26 protein-coding genes are annotated in these 23,349 nt (G+C 56.3%); 13 read left to right on the forward strand and 13 right to left on the reverse strand.

Annotation, left to right across the window (positions count from 1 at the left end; genetic code table 11):
• Positions 1–19: 19 nt before the first annotated feature.
• From hypA to CKO_RS17500, 7 genes are all read left to right on the forward strand, one after another.
• Positions 20–391, forward strand: a complete 372-nt coding sequence (hypA, locus tag CKO_RS17470) for a hydrogenase maturation nickel metallochaperone HypA (protein WP_024130894.1) — start codon at positions 20–22, stop codon at positions 389–391.
• A 103-nt stretch (positions 392–494) separates the two neighbouring features.
• Positions 495–1,367, forward strand: coding sequence for a hydrogenase nickel incorporation protein HypB (hypB, locus tag CKO_RS17475; protein WP_012134839.1), 873 nt, complete (start codon positions 495–497; stop codon positions 1,365–1,367).
• A complete protein-coding gene (gene hypC, locus CKO_RS17480) occupies positions 1,358–1,630 on the forward strand; it encodes a hydrogenase 3 maturation protein HypC (protein WP_012134840.1) in 273 nt (90 codons plus the stop codon). Before hypB ends, hypC begins: the two co-directional genes overlap by 10 nt.
• Positions 1,630–2,751, forward strand: a complete 1,122-nt coding sequence (gene hypD / locus CKO_RS17485) for a hydrogenase formation protein HypD (protein ID WP_012134841.1) — start codon at positions 1,630–1,632, stop codon at positions 2,749–2,751. The genes hypC and hypD overlap by 1 nt, the downstream gene beginning before the upstream one ends.
• Positions 2,748–3,758, forward strand: coding sequence for a hydrogenase expression/formation protein HypE (hypE, locus tag CKO_RS17490; RefSeq protein ID WP_012134842.1), 1,011 nt, complete (start codon positions 2,748–2,750; stop codon positions 3,756–3,758). Before hypD ends, hypE begins: the two co-directional genes overlap by 4 nt.
• Before the next feature lie 303 nt (positions 3,759–4,061).
• Positions 4,062–6,140 (forward strand): formate hydrogenlyase transcriptional activator FlhA, encoded by a 2,079-nt coding sequence (flhA, locus tag CKO_RS17495; protein WP_024130895.1) that lies wholly within the window; start codon positions 4,062–4,064, stop codon positions 6,138–6,140.
• 44 nt (positions 6,141–6,184) lie between these two features.
• Positions 6,185–6,613, forward strand: coding sequence for a TOBE domain-containing protein (locus tag CKO_RS17500; RefSeq protein WP_012134844.1), 429 nt, complete (start codon positions 6,185–6,187; stop codon positions 6,611–6,613).
• A gap of 76 nt (positions 6,614–6,689) precedes the next feature.
• Here the strand turns inward: CKO_RS17500 and CKO_RS17505 are convergent, their stop codons facing one another.
• The gene (locus tag CKO_RS17505) at positions 6,690–7,034 is read right to left on the reverse strand and encodes a nitrous oxide-stimulated promoter family protein (RefSeq protein WP_024130896.1); all 345 of its coding nucleotides are present in this window, start codon (positions 7,032–7,034) and stop codon (positions 6,690–6,692) included.
• Positions 7,035–7,221: 187 nt separating this feature from the next.
• Between CKO_RS17505 and sitA the strand changes: the two genes are divergently transcribed.
• From sitA to mutS, 5 genes are all read left to right on the forward strand, one after another.
• Complete coding sequence (sitA, locus tag CKO_RS17510; protein WP_024130897.1) at positions 7,222–8,139, forward strand: iron/manganese ABC transporter substrate-binding protein SitA; 918 nt, start codon at positions 7,222–7,224, stop codon at positions 8,137–8,139.
• On the forward strand, positions 8,136–8,957 hold the full coding sequence (sitB, locus tag CKO_RS17515) for an iron/manganese ABC transporter ATP-binding protein SitB (protein ID WP_012134847.1): 822 nt from the start codon (positions 8,136–8,138) through the stop codon (positions 8,955–8,957). The genes sitA and sitB overlap by 4 nt, the downstream gene beginning before the upstream one ends.
• Positions 8,954–9,814, forward strand: coding sequence for an iron/manganese ABC transporter permease subunit SitC (sitC, locus tag CKO_RS17520; RefSeq protein ID WP_012134848.1), 861 nt, complete (start codon positions 8,954–8,956; stop codon positions 9,812–9,814). The genes sitB and sitC overlap by 4 nt, the downstream gene beginning before the upstream one ends.
• A complete protein-coding gene (gene sitD, locus CKO_RS17525) occupies positions 9,805–10,653 on the forward strand; it encodes an iron/manganese ABC transporter permease subunit SitD (protein WP_012134850.1) in 849 nt (282 codons plus the stop codon). The genes sitC and sitD overlap by 10 nt, the downstream gene beginning before the upstream one ends.
• Before the next feature lie 148 nt (positions 10,654–10,801).
• Positions 10,802–13,363, forward strand: coding sequence for a DNA mismatch repair protein MutS (gene mutS, locus CKO_RS17530; RefSeq protein WP_012134851.1), 2,562 nt, complete (start codon positions 10,802–10,804; stop codon positions 13,361–13,363).
• A 96-nt stretch (positions 13,364–13,459) separates the two neighbouring features.
• Here mutS and CKO_RS17535 read toward each other — a convergent pair whose 3' ends face one another.
• The 3 genes from CKO_RS17535 to CKO_RS17545 are packed head-to-tail and all read right to left on the reverse strand — an operon-like array spanning position 13,460 to position 15,727.
• Positions 13,460–13,696 carry a non-oxidative hydroxyarylic acid decarboxylases subunit D gene (locus CKO_RS17535; protein WP_012134852.1) on the reverse strand — a complete coding sequence of 79 codons (237 nt, stop codon included), beginning with the start codon at positions 13,694–13,696 and terminating at the stop codon, positions 13,460–13,462.
• A 10-nt stretch (positions 13,697–13,706) separates the two neighbouring features.
• Complete coding sequence (locus tag CKO_RS17540; RefSeq protein WP_012134853.1) at positions 13,707–15,134, reverse strand: non-oxidative hydroxyarylic acid decarboxylases subunit C; 1,428 nt, start codon at positions 15,132–15,134, stop codon at positions 13,707–13,709.
• Positions 15,134–15,727: a non-oxidative hydroxyarylic acid decarboxylases subunit B gene (locus tag CKO_RS17545; protein WP_012134854.1), complete on the reverse strand. Its 594-nt coding sequence runs from the start codon at positions 15,725–15,727 to the stop codon at positions 15,134–15,136. Before CKO_RS17545 ends, CKO_RS17540 begins: the two co-directional genes overlap by 1 nt.
• Positions 15,728–15,894: 167 nt before the next feature.
• Here CKO_RS17545 and CKO_RS17550 point away from each other — a divergent pair, with 167 nt between their 5' ends.
• Positions 15,895–16,299, forward strand: a complete 405-nt coding sequence (locus CKO_RS17550) for a MarR family winged helix-turn-helix transcriptional regulator (protein ID WP_024130898.1) — start codon at positions 15,895–15,897, stop codon at positions 16,297–16,299.
• 131 nt (positions 16,300–16,430) lie between these two features.
• Here the strand turns inward: CKO_RS17550 and rpoS are convergent, their stop codons facing one another.
• The 9 genes from rpoS to CKO_RS17595 form a co-directional block, all read right to left on the reverse strand.
• A complete protein-coding gene (gene rpoS, locus CKO_RS17555) occupies positions 16,431–17,423 on the reverse strand; it encodes an RNA polymerase sigma factor RpoS (RefSeq protein WP_000081498.1) in 993 nt (330 codons plus the stop codon).
• Between the two features lie 62 nt (positions 17,424–17,485).
• Positions 17,486–18,613, reverse strand: coding sequence for a murein hydrolase activator NlpD (gene nlpD, locus CKO_RS17560; RefSeq protein ID WP_024130899.1), 1,128 nt, complete (start codon positions 18,611–18,613; stop codon positions 17,486–17,488).
• Positions 18,614–18,751: 138 nt separating this feature from the next.
• Entirely contained in the window at positions 18,752–19,378 is a 627-nt protein-coding gene (gene pcm, locus CKO_RS17565; RefSeq protein ID WP_012134859.1) for a protein-L-isoaspartate O-methyltransferase, read from the reverse strand.
• Positions 19,372–20,133: a 5'/3'-nucleotidase SurE gene (gene surE / locus CKO_RS17570; RefSeq protein WP_012134860.1), complete on the reverse strand. Its 762-nt coding sequence runs from the start codon at positions 20,131–20,133 to the stop codon at positions 19,372–19,374. Before surE ends, pcm begins: the two co-directional genes overlap by 7 nt.
• Positions 20,114–21,163 carry a tRNA pseudouridine(13) synthase TruD gene (truD, locus tag CKO_RS17575; protein ID WP_012134861.1) on the reverse strand — a complete coding sequence of 350 codons (1,050 nt, stop codon included), beginning with the start codon at positions 21,161–21,163 and terminating at the stop codon, positions 20,114–20,116. The genes surE and truD overlap by 20 nt, the downstream gene beginning before the upstream one ends.
• Positions 21,160–21,639: a 2-C-methyl-D-erythritol 2,4-cyclodiphosphate synthase gene (gene ispF / locus CKO_RS17580; RefSeq protein WP_012134862.1), complete on the reverse strand. Its 480-nt coding sequence runs from the start codon at positions 21,637–21,639 to the stop codon at positions 21,160–21,162. Before ispF ends, truD begins: the two co-directional genes overlap by 4 nt.
• A 139-nt stretch (positions 21,640–21,778) precedes the next feature.
• Entirely contained in the window at positions 21,779–22,474 is a 696-nt protein-coding gene (ispD, locus tag CKO_RS17585; protein ID WP_012134863.1) for a 2-C-methyl-D-erythritol 4-phosphate cytidylyltransferase, read from the reverse strand.
• 18 nt (positions 22,475–22,492) lie between these two features.
• Positions 22,493–22,804, reverse strand: coding sequence for a cell division protein FtsB (gene ftsB, locus CKO_RS17590; RefSeq protein ID WP_012134864.1), 312 nt, complete (start codon positions 22,802–22,804; stop codon positions 22,493–22,495).
• A gap of 201 nt (positions 22,805–23,005) precedes the next feature.
• Positions 23,006–23,329, reverse strand: coding sequence for a DUF3561 family protein (locus CKO_RS17595; protein WP_012134865.1), 324 nt, complete (start codon positions 23,327–23,329; stop codon positions 23,006–23,008).
• Between the last annotated feature and the right edge of the window lie 20 nt (positions 23,330–23,349).

A 23,349-nucleotide genomic window follows, 5' to 3' on the forward strand; every position in this document is an offset into this window, starting at 1 on the left:
AATGAATTCGGGAGGCGATATGCACGAAATAACTCTCTGCCAACGGGCACTGGAATTAATTGAACAACAGGCCGCAGCGCACGGTGCAAAACGGGTAACTGGGGTCTGGCTCAAAATTGGCGCATTTTCTTGCGTAGAAACCAGCGCTCTCGCCTTTTGTTTTGATCTGGTATGCCGTGGCACCCTGGCGGAAGGTTGTAAACTCCACCTCGAAGAACAAGAAGCCGAATGCTGGTGCGAGTCTTGTCAGCAGTACGTCACGCTACTGACGCAGCGCGTGCGCCGTTGTCCGCAATGCCAGAGTGACACGTTACGCATTGTGGCCGATGACGGATTGCAGATTCGCCGAATTGAAATAGACAGTAATCCAACGCCGGATAGCGACGCCTGAGCGTCTTATCCGGCCGACAGGAATAGCCTGAGTTGTAGGCTGCATAAAGCAAAGCCGCCATCCGGCAATAGATTTACCGCAAGATAGAGATCAGGAGTGAGCGATGTGTACGACATGCGGTTGCGGTGAAGGCAACCTTTATATAGAGGGAGATGAGCATAATCCCCATTCGGCGTTTCGTAGCGCGCCTTTTGCCCCGGCAGCTCGCCCGGCGCTGAACATCACCGGCGTGAAGACATCCGCCTTTACCCCGAGCCAGACCGCCGAAGGCGATCTGCACTACGGTCACGGTGAAGCGGGAACCCATGCGCCGGGTATGAGCCAGCGCCGGATGCTGGAAGTCGAAATTGACGTGCTGGACAAAAACAACCGTCTGGCCGAGCGCAACCGCGCCCGCTTCGCCGCCCGCCAGCATCTGGTGCTCAACCTTGTCTCCAGCCCCGGTTCCGGTAAAACCACCCTGCTGACCGAAACGCTGATGAAGTTAAAAGACAGTGTGCCGTGCGCGGTGATTGAAGGCGACCAGCAAACGGTCAACGACGCCGCCCGCATCCGCGCGACCGGTACGCCTGCGATTCAGGTCAACACCGGCAAAGGCTGCCATCTTGATGCGCAAATGATTGCCGATGCCGCTCCGCGTCTGCCGCTGGCCGACAACGGTATTCTGTTTATCGAAAACGTCGGTAACCTTGTCTGCCCGGCCAGCTTTGACCTCGGCGAGCGCCATAAAGTGGCGGTGCTTTCCGTTACGGAAGGCGAAGACAAGCCGCTGAAATACCCGCATATGTTCGCCGCCGCTTCGCTCATGCTCCTGAACAAAGTCGATCTGCTGCCGTACCTCAATTTTGACGTTGAGAAGTGCATCGCCAGCGCCCGGGAAGTCAATCCTGACATTGAGATCATCCTCATCTCCGCCACCAGCGGCGAAGGGATGGATCGGTGGCTGAACTGGCTGGAGGCACAGCGATGTGCATAGGCGTTCCGGGGCAAATTCGCTCCATTAACGGCAATCAGGCGAAAGTCGATGTCTGCGGCATCCAGCGCGATGTCGACCTGACGCTGGTTGGCAGTTGCGATGAGAGCGGTGAGCCGCGTCTGGGCCAGTGGGTGCTGGTTCACGTTGGTTTTGCCATGAGTGTGATTAACGAAGCGGAAGCGCGCGACACCCTCGACGCGCTGCAAAACATGTTTGATGTCGAACCGGACGTCGGCGCTTTGTTGTATGGCGAGGAAAAATAATGCGTTTTGTTGACGAATATCGCGCGCCGGAACAGGTGATGCAGTTGATTGATCACCTGCGTGAACGTGCCGCGCATCTCCCTTATACCGCCGAACGTCCGCTACGCATTATGGAAGTGTGCGGCGGTCATACGCACGCCATCTTCAAGTTCGGCCTCGACCAGCTGCTGCCCGACAACGTGGAGTTTATCCACGGCCCCGGTTGCCCGGTGTGCGTGTTGCCGATGGGCAGAATTGACAGCTGCGTGGAGATCGCCAGCCATCCTGAGGTGATTTTCTGCACCTTTGGCGATGCCATACGCGTACCGGGGAAACAGGGTTCGCTATTGCAGGCCAAAGCCCGTGGCGCAGATATCCGCATTGTTTATTCGCCAATGGATGCCCTGAAACTGGCGCAGGAAAACCCAACGCGCAAAGTCGTTTTCTTCGGTCTGGGATTTGAAACCACCATGCCGACCACCGCCATCACGCTGCAACAGGCGAAGCTTCGCAACGTGCAGAACTTTTACTTTTTCTGCCAGCACATCACGCTTATTCCAACGCTGCGCAGCCTGCTGGAGCAGCCGGATAACGGAATTGACGCATTTCTCGCGCCGGGTCACGTCAGCATGGTGATCGGCACCGACGCCTATAGCTTCATCGCGACGGATTTCCATCGTCCTCTGGTGGTGGCGGGATTCGAACCGCTTGATCTACTGCAAGGCGTCGTCATGCTGGTTGAGCAGAAAATAGCCTCCCATAGCCAGGTTGAGAACCAGTACCGTCGCGTGGTGCCGGATGCCGGTAATCTACTGGCGCAACAGGCTATCGCCGAGGTGTTTTGTGTCAACGGCGACAGCGAATGGCGCGGGCTGGGCGTGATTGAATCGTCCGGTGTCCACCTGACGCCAGACTACCAGCGGTTTGACGCCGAAGCGCACTTCCGCCCGGCGCCGCAACAGGTGTGCGACGATCCGCGTGCGCGCTGCGGAGAAGTGCTCACCGGCAAGTGCAAACCGCACCAGTGCCCGTTGTTTGGCACGACCTGTAACCCGCAGACGGCGTTCGGCGCGTTAATGGTCTCCTCCGAGGGGGCATGCGCCGCCTGGTATCAATATCGTCAGCAGGAGTGTGAAGCATGAACAGCGTACAACTTGCCCACGGCAGCGGCGGTCTGGCCATGCAGCAGCTGATTAACAGCCTGTTTATGGAAGCCTTTGCCAACCCGTGGCTGGCTGAGCAGGAAGATCAGGCGCGTCTTGAACTGGCGCAACTGGCGGCGGAAGGCGACCGCCTGGCCTTCTCCACCGACAGCTATGTTATTGACCCGCTGTTTTTCCCCGGCGGCAATATCGGCAAACTGGCGATTTGCGGCACGGCCAACGACGTGGCGGTCAGCGGCGCGATCCCGCGTTATCTCTCCTGCGGCTTTATCCTCGAAGAAGGTCTGCCGATGGAGACGCTGAAAAGCGTGGTGAACAGCATGGCGGCAACCGCGCGTGAAGCCGGTATCGCCATTGTGACCGGTGATACCAAAGTCGTTCAGCGCGGCGCGGCGGATAAGCTGTTCATCAACACCGCCGGAATGGGGGCTATTCCCGCCAATATTCACTGGGGGGCGCAGACATTAAGCGTGGGAGATGTGCTGCTGGTCAGCGGCACGCTCGGCGATCATGGCGCAACGATCCTCAATTTGCGTGAACAACTGGGGCTGGATGGCGAGCTGGTCAGCGACTGCGCAGTATTAACCCCGCTTATTCAGCCGCTGCGTGATATTCCTGGCGTGAAAGCCTTACGCGATGCGACGCGCGGCGGCGTGAATGCTGTCGCCCATGAGTTTGCCGCCGCCTGCGGCTTCGGTATTGAGCTGTCTGAATCCGCGCTGCCGGTCAAACCGGCGGTGCGCGGCGTCTGCGAACTGCTGGGGCTGGATGCGCTTAACTTTGCCAATGAAGGCAAACTGGTGATCGCCGTTGAGCGCCAGGCCGCAGACGCGGTGCTTGACGCGCTGCGCGCGCACCCGCTGGGCCGCGATGCGACGCCGATCGGCGAGGTGGTTGAACGCAGAGGCGTTCGCCTGGCCGGTCTGTATGGCGTGAAACGTACCCTTGATTTACCCCACGCCGAACCGTTGCCGCGTATATGCTAGCGCCTGATGGCGCTGTGCTTATCAGGCCTACAGTTCAATGCAGTTTGTAGGCCGGATAAGGTGTTTACGCCGCCATCCGGCAAAGGTGCCTGATGGCACTGCGCTTATCAGGCCTGCGGTTCAACGAAGTTTGTAGGCCGGATAAGGCGTTTACGCCGCCATCCGGCAAAGGCGCCTGATGGCGCTGCGCTTATCAGGCCTACGGATGGACAGGCCTGCGGTGATACCCAAAATATATTACCTATATCTATAATTTATTTACCGTTTTCGCACCGCATCGCGGTGCTTTTCTGGAAAAGCAACATGTCGTATACACCGATGAGCGATCTCGGACAACAAGGTTTGTTCGACATCACTCGTACATTATTGCAGCAGCCCGACCTGGCGTCGCTCAGTGAAGCGCTTTCGCAACTGGTCAAGCGCTCAGCGCTGGCCGACAGCGCGGCTATTGTGTTATGGCAGCCACAGACACAACGCGCGCGTTATTATGCAACTCGCGAAAATGGTAAACCTGTCGCGTATGAAGACGAAACCGTGCTGGCACATGGCCCGGTTCGGCGCATTCTCTCGCGCCCCGATGCGCTGCACTGCAATCATCACGAATTCAGCGAAACCTGGCCACAACTGGCGACAAACGGGCTGTACGGTGAATTTGGCCACTACTGTTTGCTGCCGCTGGCCGCTGAAGGGCGCATTTTTGGCGGCTGCGAATTCATCCGCCAAAACGACCAGCCGTGGAGCGAGAAAGAGTACGAACGTCTGCAAACCTTCACCCAGATTGTCGCAGTGGTCGCTGAGCAAATTCAGTGTCGGGTCAGCAATAACGTTGACTACGATCTCCTGTGCCGTGAGCGCGACAACTTCCGCATTCTGGTGGCGATCACCAATGCCGTGCTTTCACGGCTGGACATCGACGAACTGGTGAGCGAAGTCGCGAAAGAGATCCACCACTACTTTAATATCGATGCCATTAGCATCGTCCTGCACAGCTCCCGCAAAAACAAGCTGAGTATCTATTCCACACATTATCTGGATGAACATAATCCCGCGCATGAACAAAGCGAAGTGGACGAAGCGGGAACGCTCTCTGAACGGGTTTTCAAAAGCAAAGAGATGCTGCTGATTAACCTGAACGAGCGGGATACGCTTGCGCCGTACGAACGCATGCTGTTCGACACCTGGGGCAACCAGATACAGACCCTGTGTCTGCTGCCGCTGATGTCCGGCAATACAATGCTCGGCGTGCTGAAGCTGGCGCAATGCGAAGAGAAAGTGTTTACCACCGCCAACCTCAAACTGCTGCGCCAGATTGCCGAACGCGTGGCGATTGCCGTGGACAACGCCCTCGCCTATCAGGAGATTCACCGGCTGAAAGAGCGTCTGGTCGACGAGAACCTGGCGCTTACCGAGCAGCTCAATAACGTGGATAGCGAATTTGGCGAGATAATCGGTCGCAGCGAAGCCATGTACAACGTGCTCAAGCAGGTGGAGATGGTGGCGCAAAGCGACAGCACCGTCCTGATCCTCGGTGAAACAGGAACCGGTAAAGAGCTGATTGCCAGGGCGATTCATAATCTGAGCGGGCGTAACGCACGGCGAATGGTGAAGATGAATTGCGCGGCGATGCCCGCCGGGCTGCTGGAAAGCGATCTGTTTGGTCACGAGCGCGGCGCCTTTACCGGTGCCAGCGCGCAGCGTATTGGCCGCTTTGAGCTGGCGGATAAAAGCTCGCTGTTTCTTGATGAAGTGGGCGACATGCCGCTGGAGCTACAGCCGAAACTGCTGCGTGTGCTCCAGGAGCAGGAATTTGAACGTCTGGGCAGCAATAAACTGATCCAGACGGACGTCAGGCTGATCGCCGCCACCAACCGCGATCTGAAAAAAATGGTGGCCGATCGTGAGTTCCGCAACGATCTCTATTACCGTCTGAACGTCTTTCCGATCCAGCTCCCGCCGCTGCGCGAGCGCCCGGAGGACATTCCGCTGCTGGTCAAAGCCTTCACCTTTAAAATCGCCCGCCGGATGGGGCGCAACATCAACAGTATTCCTGCCGAAACGCTGCGCACGCTGAGCAATATGGAGTGGCCGGGGAACGTCCGCGAGCTGGAAAACGTCGTCGAGCGCGCCGTTCTGCTGACGCGGGGCAACGTGCTGCAACTCTCGCTGCCGGACATGGGAATGCTCACGCCGGGCGCGCCGCCGGTCGCCACCGAAGTCGCCCAGGAGGGCGAGGATGAATTTCAGCTCATTATGCGCGTGTTGAAAGAGACAAATGGCGTGGTGGCGGGGCCAAAAGGCGCCGCGCAGCGTCTGGGGCTGAAGCGCACCACCCTGCTCTCTCGCATGAAACGATTAGGCATTGATAAAGATGCATTGGTATAGCATCTCTGGCTATACTGGCAGATATCTCAACGAAAGGAGGCAGTATGGCGGTATCAGCACGTAATCAACTGACCGGTACGGTTAGCGCAGTCGCAACGGGTGCGGTGAATGATGAAGTTGAACTGACGCTGGCGGGCGGCGCAAAACTGGTGGCGATTGTCACTCACAGCAGCCAGCAGGCGCTGGGTCTGACAAACGGAAAAGACGCCATTGCTTTGATTAAAGCCCCCTGGGTTACTCTGGCAAGCGAAGATTGCGGCCTGAAGTTCTCCGCCCGCAACCAGTTTGCCGGTAGCGTATCTCAGGTAACGGAAGGCGCGGTCAACGCGACTGTACACATCAAAACCGACGCTGGTTTTGAGATTGTGGCCGTTGTCACCAATGAAAGTCAGGAAGAGATGAAACTGGCGCAGGGCAGTCGCGTTATTGCGCTGATTAAGGCGTCAGCGATTCTGATTGCGACCAAAGCGTAATGGTGTTGCCCGATGGCGCTAACGCTTATCGGGCCTACGCAACTGCGATTAACTCCCGCCATCCGGTAAGACACATTTATTTCTTGCGCTGATACTTTTCCGGCAATTCCGGGACGGGGCGTTTGTCATCAATAAGGTGACGGATGGTCAAAATCGGATGGCGCCAGAGCATTCTTGGGCCTGCCCAACGCATGATCTGCTTCATCTCCTCACGCTTCGCTGGCTGATAACAGTGTACCGGACACTGCTTACAGGCCGGTTTTTCCTCGCCAAACACGCACTTATCCAGCCGCTTTTGCGCATAGGCAAACAGCGCATCGTAATGACCTTGCTCGTTTGAGGCCTGCGGGCACTGGCTCTCGTACAGCGCGATCATTTTTTTAATCGTCAGTTTTTCACGAGCAATACGCTTACCGGACATGATGCCTCCACAAATAAGTTGCATAAATAATACACCTTATCTTCTCTCAGGACTATCACCCTAAGGTGACACATCCTTAGCGCCCTACGTAAATAAGAATTATTTTCATTTATCTATACCTTGTGCTATATAACATAGCAAAGGCTATATTCGATGAATAATTAACCGCATTATGATGAGGGATACTATGCCGCACTTGCTCCGTCTGAAATCCATTCTCCTTGCCAGCGCGCTGGCGATGCTTGCGCTGTCGCCTGCTTATGCAAAAGATAAATTTAAGGTCATCACAACGTTTACCGTCATCGCCGACATGGCGAAAAACGTAGCGGGCGATGCGGCGGACGTCAGTTCAATCACGAAGCCTGGCGCGGAGATCCACGAGTATCAGCCGACGCCCGGCGACATTAAGCGGGCGCAGGGCGCGCAGCTGATCCTCTCTAACGGCCTGAACCTGGAGCTGTGGTTCGCCCGGTTCTACCAGCACTTATCCGGCGTGCCGGAAGTTACGGTATCCAACGGCGTGAAGCCGATGGGCATTACCGAAGGGCCGTATAACGGCAAACCCAACCCGCACGCCTGGATGTCGGCGGAAAATGCGCTGATTTACGTGGATAACATTCGCGATGCGCTGGTGAAATACGATCCAGATAACACCGCGACATACCAGAAAAACGCCGAAAACTATAAAGCCCAAATCCGCCAGACGCTCGATCCACTACGCGACGCACTGGCGAAGATTCCTGCCGACAAGCGCTGGCTGGTGACCAGTGAAGGCGCATTTTCCTATCTGGCGCGCGATAACGACCTGAAAGAGCTGTACCTCTGGCCGATCAACGCCGATCAGCAAGGCACGCCTAAACAGGTACGCAAAGTGATCGACGCGATCAGGGAACATCACATCCCGGCGGTGTTCAGCGAAAGTACCGTTTCCGATAAACCGGCCCGCCAGGTCGCGCGTGAATCCGGCGCGCACTACGGCGGTGTGCTATATGTTGATTCTCTGAGCGCTGCCGACGGTCCGGTGCCGACGTATCTGGATCTGCTGCGCGTCACAACTGAAACCATCGTCAGCGGCATCACTGACGGGCTGAGGAGCCAGAAATGAGTCAATCTGCGATTACCGTTGATCGCGTCACGGTGACGTATCGCAATGGTCACACTGCCCTGCGGGACACAACGTTTCAGGTGCCTGGCGGCTCAATTGCCGCGCTGGTTGGCGTCAACGGTTCAGGGAAATCGACGCTGTTTAAAGCATTGATGGGGTTTGTCCGACTGGCGAAGGGAGAAATCGCCATCCTGCAACAGCCCGTCAACAAAGCGTTGAAACAGAATCTGATCGCCTATGTCCCGCAATCTGAAGAGGTGGACTGGTCGTTTCCGGTACTGGTGGAAGATGTGGTGATGATGGGGCGCTACGGCCATATGGGGTGGCTGCGCCGCCCCAGCGCGCACGATCGTGAAAGCGTGGACGCTGCGCTAGCGCGGGTGGACATGCTGGAACATCGCTATCGGCAGATTGGCGAGCTTTCCGGCGGGCAGAAAAAACGCGTCTTTCTGGCCAGAGCCATCGCCCAGGACGGGCAGGTTATTCTTCTGGATGAGCCTTTTACCGGCGTTGACGTGAAAACCGAAGCCCGCATTATTGCCCTGTTGCGCGAGCTGCGCGATGAAGGCCGCACCATGCTGGTTTCAACGCATAACCTCGGCTCGGTAACGGAGTTTTGCGATTACACGGTGATGATCAAAGGCACCGTGCTGGCGAGCGGCCCGACGGAAACCACTTTCACCGCTGAAAACCTCGAACTGGCGTTCAGCGGCGTATTGCGTCATGTGGCGCTGAGCGGCGGCGAGGAGCATATCATCACCGACGACGAGCGTCCCTTTATCTCACGGCGCGCAGCAGGCGGAGGAGAATCATCATGAACTGGCTTGTGGAACCGTTCGGCTACCAGTACATGCTCAACGCCATGTGGGTCTCGGCAATGGTCGGCGGCCTGTGCGCCTTTCTCTCCTGCTATCTGATGCTTAAAGGCTGGTCGCTGATTGGCGACGCGCTTTCCCACTCCATCGTCCCCGGCGTGGCGGGCGCGTATATGCTGGGGCTGCCCTTCTCTCTCGGCGCGTTTCTCTCCGGCGGCCTGGCGGCGGGCAGCATGCTTTTTCTCAACCAGCGTTCACGCCTGAAGGAAGACGCGATTATCGGTCTTATCTTCTCCTCTTTCTTTGGCATCGGGCTGTTTATGGTTTCGCTCAATCCGATGTCGGTCAACATCCAGACCATTATCCTCGGCAACGTGCTGGCTATTGCGCCAGAAGATATTCTGCAACTGGCGATCATCGGCACGGTCTCTCTGGTGATTTTGCTGCTGAAGTGGAAAGATCTGATGGTGACTTTTTTCGACGAAAACCATGCGCGATCGATTGGGCTTAACCCCGCCCGGCTGAAGCTGCTGTTTTTCACGTTGCTGTCGGTCTCCACCGTCGCCGCTCTGCAAACCGTCGGCGCTTTTCTGGTGATCTGTCTGGTGGTCACGCCTGGCGCCACCGCCTGGCTGCTGACCGATCGTTTTCCGCGCCTGTTAACCATCGCCGTCGCCATTGGCAGCCTGACCAGCTTTTTCGGCGCCTGGCTCAGCTACTGGCTGGATGGTGCGACCGGCGGGATCATCGTCGTCCTGCAAACGCTATTATTTCTGCTGGCATTTATCTTCGCCCCGAAACACGGCCTGCTTGCCAACCGCCGTCGTGCGCGCCTGAATAAGGAGACCCCATGCGCTTAACCGCCTTACTGGAACCCTTCCAGTTTGATTTTATGATCAACGCGCTCATGGTCTCGGCAATTGTGGCGATCCCCTGCGCGTTATTGTCGGTGTTTCTGGTGCTGAAAGGCTGGGCGTTAATGGGCGACGCCATGAGTCACGCCGTGTTCCCCGGCATTGTGCTGGCCTATATCGCCGGTATTCCGCTGGCCATCGGCGCGTTTATTGCCGGGCTATTCTGCGCGGTTGCCACCGGCTATCTCGACGATAACAGCCGCATTAAGCGCGATACCATCATGGGAATCGTCTTCTCAGGAATGTTTGGCGCAGGGCTGGTGCTGTACGTTTCTATCCAGTCTGAAGTCCATCTGGATCATATTCTGTTCGGCGATATGCTGGGCGTGTCCATCAGCGATATTCTGCAAACGGCGCTGATTGCGCTGGGTATTGCGCTGATTATCGGGCTGAAATGGAAAGACTTTTTACTGCATGCCTTCGATCCGCACCAGGCAAAAGCCAGCGGCCTTAATACCTCCCTGCTGCATTATGGCCTGTTGTGCATGATCGCGTTGACCATCGTCGCAACGCTGAAATCGGTGGGGATTATTCTTTCCATCTCGCTGTTAATCGCCCCTGGCGCGATTGCGATTTTGCTGACGCGGCGTTTTGCCCGCGCGCTGATGTTGGCGGTCACGCTGTCGGTCGTCACCTCTTTTCTCGGCGTTTATCTGTCGTTTTTCCTCGACAGCGCCCCTGCGCCAACCATCGTAGTATTGTTCACTGCGATCTTCATCGTGGCATTTATTTACGCTACGTTGCGGGAGCGGCGTTCCGAAATGCAGCTCAAACAGCAGTTATAAAAATCAGAAACGGAATAAGGATCGATAAGTCGTCCATCGCTGCTTTCCCTGAAATGCGTATCTCCGTTATCATGTGCCCCTTATGTGATAACAACGAAAAGAAAAAGCATCGCAATCCATTTAAAATCAGGGAACTGGACACGACTCCATGAGTACAATCGATAATCTCGACGCCCATACCCCCATGATGCAGCAGTATCTCAAGCTGAAAGCCCAGCACCCGGAGATCCTGCTGTTTTACCGCATGGGCGATTTTTACGAACTGTTTTACGACGATGCACGCCGCGCCTCGCAATTACTCGATATTTCGCTGACCAAACGCGGCGCATCGGCGGGCGAACCGATTCCGATGGCGGGCATCCCGCATCACGCCGTCGAAAACTACCTTGCGAAGCTGGTCAATCAAGGGGAGTCCGTCGCAATCTGTGAACAGATTGGCGATCCGGCCACCAGCAAAGGCCCGGTTGAACGTAAGGTCGTGCGCATCGTTACGCCTGGCACTATCAGCGATGAAGCGCTGTTGCAGGAGCGCCAGGACAACCTGCTGGCCGCCATCTGGCAGGACAGCAAAGGCTATGGTTACGCCACGCTGGACATCAGCTCCGGGCGTTTTCGCTTAAGCGAACCGGTTGACCGTGAAACGATGGCCGCAGAATTACAGCGCACTAACCCGGCAGAACTACTATATGCCGAAGATTTTGCCGAAATGGCGCTGATCGACGGCCGCCGTGGTTTACGCCGTCGCCCGCTGTGGGAATTTGAAATCGATACCGCTCGCCAGCAGCTAAACCTGCAATTTGGTACGCGGGACCTGATCGGCTTTGGCGTAGAGAACGCACCACGCGGACTGTGCGCCGCAGGCTGTCTGTTGCAGTACGTCAAAGACACCCAGCGCACTTCACTGCCGCACATTCGCTCCATTACGATGGAACGCCAGCAGGACAGCATCATTATGGATGCCGCCACGCGCCGCAACCTGGAGATCACCCAGAACCTGGCGGGCGGCGTGGACAATACGCTGGCTTCGGTGCTCGACTGCACCGTCACGCCAATGGGCAGCCGTATGCTCAAACGCTGGCTGCATATGCCGGTGCGCGACACGAAAACCCTGATCGAACGTCAGCAGACCATTGGCGCGTTGCAGGATGTGACCAGTGAATTGCAACCGGTACTGCGTCAGGTGGGCGACCTGGAGCGTATCCTCGCCCGTCTGGCCTTGCGTACCGCCCGACCACGCGATCTCGCCCGTATGCGTCACGCCTTCCAGCAGTTACCGGAACTGCGCGCACAGCTTGAAACCGTAACCAGCGCCCCCGTGCAGAACCTGCGCGAGAAAATGGGCGAGTTTACCGAACTGCGCGATCTGCTGGAACGCGCCATTATAGATGCGCCGCCGGTTCTGGTGCGCGACGGCGGCGTTATTGCGCCGGGCTACAACGAAGAACTGGACGAATGGCGCGCGCTGGCTGACGGGGCGACCGACTATCTCGATCGTCTGGAAATACGCGAGCGTGAACGTACCGGGCTGGATACGCTGAAAGTCGGCTTTAACGCCGTACACGGTTATTACATCCAGATCAGCCGTGGGCAAAGCCACCTGGCGCCCATTAACTACGTCCGCCGTCAGACGCTGAAAAACGCCGAGCGCTACATTATTCCCGAGCTGAAAGAGTACGAAGACAAAGTTCTGACCTCTAAAGGCAAAGCGCTGGCGCTGGAAAAACAGCTTTATGACGAGCTGTTCGATCTGCTGCTCCCTCACCTGGCAGAGCTGCAACAGAGCGCCAATGCGCTGGCTGAGCTGGACGTGCTGGTCAACCTGGCTGAACGCGCGTATACGCTGAATTATACCTGTCCGACTTTTAGCGATAAGCCCGGCATTCGTATTACCGAAGGTCGCCATCCGGTTGTCGAGCAGGTGCTGAACGAGCCGTTTATCGCCAACCCGCTGAACCTTTCCCCGCAGCGCCGAATGTTGATTATCACCGGGCCGAACATGGGGGGTAAAAGCACCTATATGCGTCAGACCGCGCTGATTGCGCTGCTGGCGTATATTGGCAGCTACGTGCCAGCGCAAAGCGTTGAGATTGGCCCGATTGACCGCATCTTTACCCGCGTAGGCGCGGCGGACGATCTGGCTTCCGGTCGTTCAACCTTCATGGTCGAGATGACCGAAACCGCCAATATTTTGCACAACGCGACCGAAAACAGTCTGGTTTTGATGGACGAAATCGGGCGCGGCACATCAACCTATGACGGCCTGTCGCTGGCGTGGGCGTGTGCGGAAAATCTGGCGAATAAGATCAAAGCGTTGACGCTGTTCGCCACCCACTACTTCGAACTGACGCAGTTGCCGGAGAAAATGGAAGGCGTCGCGAATGTGCATCTGGACGCGCTGGAGCACGGCGATACCATCGCCTTTATGCACAGCGTGCAGGACGGGGCGGCAAGCAAGAGTTACGGTCTGGCGGTAGCTGCGCTGGCGGGCGTGCCGAAAGAGGTGATCAAACGCGCGCGGCAAAAGCTGCGCGAGCTGGAAAGCCTCTCGCCGAATGCCGCCGCGACCCAGGTGGATGGTACGCAGATGTCGCTGCTGTCGGTTGCGGAAGAGACCTCTCCTGCCGTTGAAGCGCTGGAGAACCTCGACCCTGACTCTCTGACGCCACGCCAGGCGCTGGAGTGGATCTACCGGTTGAAGAGTCTGGTGTAAATCAGAAACGCCCGGTGGCGCTACGCTTACCGGGCCTACAAGAAGCATCGCAATCCGTAGGCCGGATAAGGCGCCAGCCGCCATCCGGCTTTTTTATTAACGCTTATCTTCCGCCAGCAGCGGTGGAATGCCCGGCACCATCGGCGCTTGATCAATATCTTTCTGCGTCATGCGAAACGCTTGCGGATAATGTTCACGGCTGGTACGGCGTAGCGGCTCGGTATCACGCCAGGTGTACAGACAATGCTGGCACTGATACACCGTCCAGATCCCTTTGACCGGAGAGGTCGCCATCAATTCAATATGTTCATCAGCACAACGTGGACAAATCATCTGCTACTCCTTATTTACGGTTGGCCAGCATGGCAGTCAGCTTTTCAGCCCAGGCTTTGGTTTCCGGTAAATCACATACCGGCTGGCTGTAGTGGCCGCGATTATCCGGCGCAACCGGCGTTGTGGCGTCGATGATCAGTTTGTCAGTGATCCCCGCCGGGCTTGAGCCTGGGTCCAGTTCCAGCACCGACATGTTCGGCAGCTGCACCAGATCGCCTGCCGGGTTGACCTTCGACGACAGCGCCCACATCACCTGCGGCAGGTTGAACGGATCGACATCCTCATCAACCATAATCACCATCTTCACATAGCCCAGACCGTGCGGCGTGGTCATTGCCCGCAGGCCGATCGCGCGGGCAAATCCGCCGTAGCGTTTTTTGGTCGAGATAATCGCCAGCAGACCGTGGGTATACATGGCGTTAACCGCCTGCACTTCCGGGAATTCCGCTTTCAACTGCTGATACAGCGGCACACAGGTCGCTGGCCCCATCAGGTAGTCGATTTCAGTCCACGGCATCCCCAGATAGAGTGATTCAAAAATCGGTTTAGTGCGATAAGACACTTTGTCGATGCGCACCACCGTCATATTGCGCCCACCAGAATAGTGGCCGGTAAACTCGCCAAACGGCCCTTCAATTTCACGCTTACGGCTTTCGATCACCCCTTCAAGGATCACTTCTGAACCCCACGGCACATCAAAGCCGGTCAGCGGCGCGGTGGCGATCGGGTATGGGCTTTCGCGCAGCGCGCCCGCCATTTCATACTCAGACTGATCGTATTTCAGCGGCGTGGCGCCCATCAGAGTGATGATCGGATCGTTACCGAGCGTAATAGCAATCGGCAGATCTTCGCCACGCTCTTCCGCCTTATGCAGATGCAGCGCGATATCGTGCATTGGCACCGGTTGCAGGCCCAGCTTGCGCTTGCCTTTCACTTCCATCCGGTAGATACCCACATTCTGCTTGCCGAAGTGATCCGGGTCGAGCGGATCGCGGGAGACGACACAGGCTTTATCCAGATAGAAGCCGCCATCGCCATCGTTGAGGCGAAACAGCGGCAGAATATCAAACAGGTTGATCGCCTCGCCATCAACGGTGTTTTCCGCCCACGCCGGGTTGGCTCGGCGCTCGGGGGCGACGGGGAACGTGTCCCAGCGGCGGATAAATTCATCAATTTGCTTTTTTACTGGCGCATTAGGCGGCAAGCCTAAAGAGATGGCATGGTTCTGCCAGGAACCAATGGTGTTCATCGCCACGCGCGCATCCGTGAAGCCACGGATATTATCGAACCACAGCGCAGGCGCGCCGTCGCCAATGCGCCCGGTTGCGTTAGCCGCAGCAGCCAGATCCGGCTCTGCATTCACTTCTTCACTGATTTTCAGCAGTTGCCCCTGCTCGTCGAGCGCCTGCAAAAAGCTGCGTAAGTCATCAAATGCCATTATTCATTCTCCTGTGAAAAATTCTGCGCCTGCTGCAACCCCTGCCAGCGCCGGGCACGCGGATGCTCCAGACCAAACTGATCCAGCACACGCGCCACAATATGCTGCGTAATATCATCAATAGTTTGCGGATGGTTGTAGAAAGCAGGCATGGGCGGCACCATCGCGACCCCCATGCGGGAAAGGGCGAGCATGTTTTCCAGATGGATCGTGCTGAGCGGCATTTCACGCGGCACCAGCACCAGTTTGCGCCCTTCTTTCAGCACCACATCGGCGGCACGGCCAACTAACCCCTCGGCATATCCTGCGCGAATCCCCGCCAGCGTTTTCATACTGCAAGGCATAATGATCATGCCGTCGGTGCGAAATGAGCCGGAAGAGATCGTCGCCGCCTGATCCGCCGGGTTATGGCAGTAATCAGCCAGTCCGGCAACATCTCGCGCACTGTAAGGCGTTTCCAGCTCAATGGTCGTTTTGGCCCACTTAGACATTACCAGGTGTGTTTCTACTGTCGGCATTTGCCGCAGCGCCTGTAGCAGCGCAATGCCTAGCGGCGCCCCCGTTGCGCCGGTCATCCCCACAATCAGTCTCATCCATCACTCCATTTTGTTCGTATACGAACGTTTTAGATAAAATACGCTACCCGGAATACCTGGACAAGCTTCATTCCCCATAGCCGCACGGAGAGCTAAAAGATTGAGCATTATAAAAATTGCTACAACCCGTTATGATAGCAACAGATATTTTGCCAGGAGCGCACATGGAGTTACGAAACACAGCGTTTCATCTGTTACGTCAGCTTTTTCAACAGCATACGGCCCGCTGGCAGCACGAATTACCGGAACTGACCAAGCCACAGTATGCGGTAATGCGCGCTATTGCTGAGCATCCAGGCATTGAGCAGATTGCCCTAATGGAGGCGGCGGTCAGTACAAAAGCGACGCTGGCGGAGATGCTAAGCCGAATGGAAAGCCGGGGACTGGTGACGCGGGAAAGCGATCCACAAGATAAACGCCGCCGCTTTGTTTATCTTACCGGCGAAGGAGAAACGCTGCTGACCGGCGCCATGCCGTTGGGGGATCGTGTGGATGATGAATTTTTAGGGCGCCTGAGCGACGATGAGCGTGAGCAGTTCACGCAGCTGGTGCGCAAGATGATGGGGTAAAGTCAGCCCGATAAGCAAAGCGCCATCGGGCAATAAGTACCAGATGGCGGCTACGCCTTATCTGGCCTACGAACTGACGGCCAAAGAAAAAGGCCAGTCTCACGACTGGCCTTTTTTTGACGAATAATCACTTACTCACGGAACAGCGCTTCGATATTCAGCCCCTGAGTCTGCAAAATTTCGCGCAGACGACGCAGGCCTTCAACCTGAATCTGACGAACACGTTCACGGGTGAGACCAATTTCACGCCCCACATCTTCCAGTGTCGCCGCTTCATACCCCAGCAGACCGAAACGACGTGCCAGCACTTCACGCTGTTTGGCGTTCAGTTCGAACAGCCATTTGACGATACTCTGTTTCATATCATCATCTTGCGTGGTGTCTTCCGGGCCGTTCTCTTTTTCATCGGCCAGGATATCCAGCAACGCTTTTTCGGAATCACCACCCAACGGGGTGTCTACCGAGGTTATGCGCTCGTTGAGACGAAGCATACGGCTGACGTCATCAACCGGTTTATCCAGTTGCTCTGCTATCTCTTCCGCGCTCGGTTCGTGGTCCAGTTTATGCGACAACTCTCGTGCGGTACGCAGATAGACGTTCAGCTCTTTAACAATGTGAATCGGCAGTCGAATCGTACGGGTTTGGTTCATAATGGCCCGTTCGATCGTCTGGCGAATCCACCAGGTAGCGTATGTTGAGAAACGGAACCCACGTTCAGGGTCAAACTTCTCGACGGCACGGATAAGCCCCAGATTGCCCTCTTCAATCAGGTCCAGCAACGCCAGTCCACGATTGCCATAACGGCGGGCAATTTTTACCACCAGACGCAAGTTACTCTCAATCATGCGACGGCGAGAGGCAACATCTCCACGCAGTGCGCGACGCGCAAAATAAACTTCTTCTTCGGCCGTTAACAGTGGCGAATAACCAATCTCACCAAGGTAAAGCTGAGTCGCGTCCAACACACGCTGTGTGGCCCCTTGCGATAACAGCTCCTCTTCAGCCAGGTCGTTATCACTGGGTTCCTCTTCACTCAAGGCTTTTTCGTCAAAAGCCTCTACTCCGTTCTCATCAAATTCCGCGTCTTCATTTAAATCATGAACTTTCAGCGTATTCTGACTCATAAGGTGGCTCCTACCCGTGATCCCTGGACGGAACTAGCAAGTGCAAGCCTGGTTCCGCCGAATTATCGCTGCGGTAAATAGCGCAGCGGGTTTACGGATTTCCCCTTGTAACGAATTTCAAAATGCAAGCGTGTAGAACTGGTTCCGGTGCTACCCATGGTAGCGATTTTTTGCCCCGCCTTAACTTCTTGTTGTTCCCGGACCAGCATCGTATCGTTATGGGCGTAGGCACTCAGGTAATCATCGTTGTGTTTGATGATAATAAGATTACCGTAACCGCGCAGCGCGTTACCGGCATATACGACGCGTCCATCTGCGGTCGCGACAATAGCCTGTCCTTTACTGCCTGCAATGTCGATCCCTTTGTTGCCACCTTCGGTAGCCGCGAAGTTTTCGATCACTTTGCCTTCAGTCGGCCAGCGCCATGTGGAGATTGGCGAACTGGTTGACGTACTGCTTGCAGTCGGTTCGGTTGTGCTCGCTGTTGGTGCCGTTACAGGCGCTGTGACCACGGTCCCAGCAGGCTTGTTGTTCGGCAACATTTTATTAGCACTTTGTTCACCTGAATCCTCAGAATACGTAATTGTCGGTTTCGACGCAACTACAACGGTGGAATTTTGTGCAGGTTTGGTCACAACTCCTTGCTCTACTGCATCCGCCTGCGTAATCGCGTTGCCGCCGGTAATTGGCGTGCCTGAGGCATTGCCGACCTGGAGCGTTTGCCCCACATTCAGGCCGTATGGGGCTGGAACGTTGTTACGCTGAGCAAGGTCGCGGAAATCGTTCCCGGTGATCCAGGCGATATAGAAAAGCGTGTCGCCTTTTTTAACGGTGTATGTGCTGCCGCCGGTGTAGCTGCCTTTCGGAATGTTCCCATACTGGCGGTTGTACACGATACGGCCATTTTCCATTTGCACAGGCTGCTCAGCGACCGGCTGGATCTGCCGGGACTGGGCAACCGGTTGAACAGGCTGCACGGGCTGAATCTGCGGCGTTTGTTGCGCCGTTGTCCCCATTTTGGGCGGCGGCGTGATCAGCATCCCGGAGCTGGTGCTCGACGGGGCATTACCATTAACTGAGCTTACCGGCGCAGGAGGATTCGAAGAATTGGAACAACCTGCCAGCCATAGCGAAACCAGCGACAATGCCGCAATGCGGCTAACGGTGAATTTTGGGCTTCCCGCGCTCATTTATCCCCCAGGAAAAATTTGGTTAACAACCAGTGACGTAATAACTGTGCAAGGCATCGGCCTGGACGCTGGAAACGTCCCCACAATACGCTTACCCTTTATAAAATAACCAGGAAAAATCCGGGTATTAAAGGATGCTTAAGCGAGTTCGCCTTTCACTAAAGGCACAAAGCGGACGGCCTCCACGGTATCGATAATAAATTCGCCTCCCCGGCGACGCACCCGTTTCAAGAACTGATGCTCCTCACCCACGGGTAAAACGAGAATCCCGCCTTCATCCAGTTGCGTCATTAACGCCGTCGGAATTTCCGGCGGAGCTGCCGTCACGATGATGGCGTCAAACGGGGCACGAGCCTGCCAACCTTGCCATCCATCGCCATGACGAGTTGAAACATTGTGTAAATCAAGCTGTTTCAGGCGACGACGCGCCTGCCATTGCAGCCCTTTAATGCGCTCCACCGAGCACACATGCTGTACCAGATGCGCGAGAATCGCCGTCTGATACCCGGAGCCAGTGCCGATCTCCAGCACTCTGGATTGCGGCGTCAGCTCAAGCAATTCTGTCATTCGCGCCACCATATAGGGCTGCGAAATGGTCTGCCCCTGGCCAATCGGCAAAGCGATATTGTCCCAGGCTTTATGTTCAAACGCTTCATCAATAAACTTTTCACGCGGGACGGCGGCAAGCGCATCCAGCACTTGCTCATCTTTGATGCCCTGAGCGCGCAATTGTTCAAGAAGAGTGTGTACGCGTCTGCTTACCATTGCGCGTCAACTCCCACGCTGTCTAACCAGTCCGAAACCACATCATGCGCGCTATACGCCGTTAAATCCACATGCAGCGGGGTAACGGAGACATAGCCCTCATCCACCGCTGCAAAATCGGTGTCCGGCCCGGCGTCGCATTTGCCGCCCGGCGGGCCGATCCAGTACAGCGTGTTGCCGCGCGGGTCCTGCTGTGGAATAACCTGATCGGCCGGATGGCGGCTGCCGCAGCGGGTTACGCGAATGCCTTTGATTTGATCCAGCGGCAGATCCGGGACATTGATATTCAGAATGCGTCCGGTACGCAGCGGCTCCCGACGTAATGCACGCAAAATAGAGCAGGTTACCGCTGCCGCCGTCTCATAGTGCTGATGGCCGTCAAGCGATACCGCCAGCGCGGGAAAACCCAGGTGACGGCCCTCCATCGCTGCGGCGACGGTCCCGGAATAGATGACATCATCGCCCAGATTGGGGCCCGCGTTAATGCCTGAAACCACAATATCCGGGCGCGGACGCATCAGCGCGTTCACGCCCAGGTAGACGCAGTCGGTCGGTGTGCCCATCTGCACGGCGATATCGCCGTTATCAAAGGTAAAGGTACGAAGCGAGGATTCCAGCGTCAGCGAGTTTGACGCGCCACTGCGGTTACGATCCGGGGCGACGACCTGTACGTCAGCAAACTCACGCAGCGCTTTCGCCAGCGTTTGTATACCGGGCGCGTGGACCCCATCATCGTTACTCAGCAATATGCGCATAATCACCCATTGTGTTAATCAGTTCCCTTACGACGCTGGTGGCGAAACTGCCTGCCGGTAGCCAGAAGCGCAGCTCAACGGTGACGTCATCCCACCAGTTCCAGCGTAATTGTTGCGGATAGAGCAGCATCGCTCTGCGCGCCGCTTCAACCTTTTCGCGCAGCAGTAACGATTGCAGTTCGCCCTCATCCGCAATGGCAGCCTCTTCAAACGCCAGCGCGTCGCGCAGGGTTCCCCACTCGCCGCTACCGGGAAGCGCCGCCGTAATCATCAGTTCTTTTTCGTCAACGCGACGCTGCAATTCCGCCTGTTCTTCCTGCGTGGCCACAAACCAGCTCCCGCGCCCCGCTAATTGTAGCGCATCGCCATCAACAACTTGATTAAAGTCTGGTTTTTTCACGCGTTCGTTGACGATCTGATTAAACAACGCACTGCGGGCCGCCGACAACCAAAAACTGCGTTTATTGCGATCGCGCACCGGCGCATTGCTTTGCGCCCAGCGCAGCGCGCCTTGCAGGTTGCTGCCGCCAATACCGAATCGCTGCGCGCCAAAATAGTTTGGTACGCCGCGCGTATTGATGGCCTGTAGCCGGGCTTCGACATCATCACGATGGCTGACTTCACGCAGCACCAGCGTAAACGCGTTGCCCTTCAGCGCGCCTAAACGCAGCTTACGTTTGTGACGCGCGTACTCCAGCACTTTACAGCCTTCAATCTGGAATGCGCTCAGGTCTGGCATCTCTTTGCCCGGCACGCGCGCGCACAGCCACTGTTCAGTGACGGCATGCTTGTCTTTCTGCCCGGCAAAGCTCACTTCACGGGCATGAATTTTAAGGAATTTCGCCAGCGCATCGGCCACAAAACGGGTGTTACAACCGTTTTTCAGAATGCGAACCAGAATATGTTCGCCTTCGCCATCTGGCTCAAAACCTAAATCTTCAACCACCACAAAATCTTCCGGGTTCGCTTTAAGCAGCCCGGCGCCCTGCGGCTTTCCGTGGAGGTACGTCAGGTTTTCAAACTCGGTCATTTCGCGGCCTTAATCAGTAGCGCCACCGCTTCGCAGGCAATCCCTTCCCCACGCCCGGTGAACCCGAGTTTCTCCGTGGTGGTCGCCTTGACGTTGACATCATCCATATGACAACCAAGATCTTCCGCGATAAACACGCGCATTTGCGGGATATGTGGCAGCATCTTCGGCGCCTGGGCGATAATGGTCACGTCCACGTTACCAAGGGTATAGCCTTTGGCCTGAATGCGTCGCCATGCTTCCCGCAGCAATTCGCGGCTGTCTGCGCCTTTAAAGGCCGGATCGGTATCCGGGAAAAGTTTGCCGATATCGCCAAGCGCCGCCGCGCCGAGCAGCGCATCGGTCAGCGCATGCAGCGCCACGTCGCCATCAGAATGCGCCAGCAGCCCTTTGTCATACGGGATGCGCACGCCACCAATGATAATTGGGCCTTCTCCGCCAAAAGCGTGTACGTCAAAACCGTGTCCGATTCGCATTATGCATTCTCCTGATATACACATCATCCTTCAAGCTGCCTCTTTGTTGGCTGCCTTTGTTCACCCCAGTCACTTACTTATGTAAGCTCCTGGGGATGCACTCAGTTGCCGCCTCGATGCAGCCTGAATGATTTTGTGTCTAGATTGTTCGGGTCAGATAAAATTCCGCAAGCGCCAGATCTTCCGGGCGGGTGACTTTTATATTATCAGCCCGGCCTTCAACCAGTTGGGGATGAAAACCGCAATACTCCAGCGCGGACGCCTCATCGGTAATGGTCGCGCCTTCGTTCAGCGCACGGCTCAGGCAATCATGCAGCAGCTCGCGTGGGAAGAATTGCGGCGTTAACGCGTGCCACAGGTCGGTACGCTCTACGGTATGCGCAATGGCGGCTTTACCCGGCTCGGCGCGTTTCATGGTGTCGCGTACCGGAGCGGCGAGGATTCCGCCCGTGCGGCTGGTTTCGCTAAGCGAGAGCAGACGCGCCAGGTCATCCTGATGCAGACAAGGCCGGGCGGCGTCATGCACCAGCACCCACTGCGCGTCACCGGCCGCCCGTAAGCCTGCCAGTACGGAATCGGCGCGTTCGTCACCTCCGTCCACGACGGTGACCTGCGGATGTTGCGCCAGAGGAAGTTCGGCGAAGCGGCTGTCGCCAGGGCTGATTGCGATAACGACGCGCGTCACCCGGGGATGCGCCAGCAGCGCATGCACCGAGTGTTCAAGAATGGTTTTATTGCCAATAGAGAGATATTGCTTAGGACATTCCGTTTGCATTCGGCGGCCAAATCCGGCAGCCGGTACCACAGCGCAAACGTCCAATAAAGTGGCTGCCATGTCATTTCCTGGGCTGATTTATCGATTAGTTTGCCCCGCAGCCTGAGCACGTTTAGACGCGTCAGGCACCAGACGGTAAAAAGTTTCGCCCGGTTTGGTCATGCTGAGTTCATTACGCGCGCGCTCCTCGATCGCTTCCTGGCCGCCATTGAGATCGTCAATTTCGGCGAAAAGCTGATCGTTACGCGCTTTAAGTTTCGCATTCGTAGCTTGCTGCGCAGCCACATCATCGTTGACGCGGCTGTAGTCATGTATGCCGTTCTTACCGAACCACAGCGAATACTGCAACCAGACCAGTAAAGTCAGCAGCAGCAGCGTTAGTTTACCCATCCTGCCCCCTGAAAAACGGCACCATCATCCCATAACTTTCCCAGAGACTCTACTCTGAGGCGGGAATGCCGCGACAACGCGGGCAAATGTACCACATTTATCCGCCGATCCGCATATCTCGTGCAGGGAGAACATAATCTTATTGTTGGTTACGGTTTGAATTATGGCCACTCTCGCCCGTCATGAAAAGGGAGGGCTGACCTACCCCAACAGCCACATGAAGAGCGCGCCAAACATCGCGCCTACCGTTAATAGCGTAGCCGTAATGCTGTAGAACAGTTTGCCGCTCATGATTGAATGCAGGGCCACGCCAACCACAACCGCAACGGGCATGAGCGCCAGGAAGAAGGGCCAGGTATAGAGGAAGAAAAACAGCGTGTTAGGGCCATAGATGAGAAAGGGAATTCCCAACGCCAGCAGCCACGAGGCAAAACCGACCACGGCGCCCGGCAGTGACCAGGTTGTGTCGTCGTCGGTCGTGAGGGCATCTGACCTTGTGATAGTAATGTTATGGCTATTACGCATATCGAATCCTGTAACCTTGA

It is taken from the genome of Citrobacter koseri ATCC BAA-895, from assembly GCF_000018045.1.
GTDB lineage: Bacteria > Pseudomonadota > Gammaproteobacteria > Enterobacterales > Enterobacteriaceae > Citrobacter_B > Citrobacter_B koseri.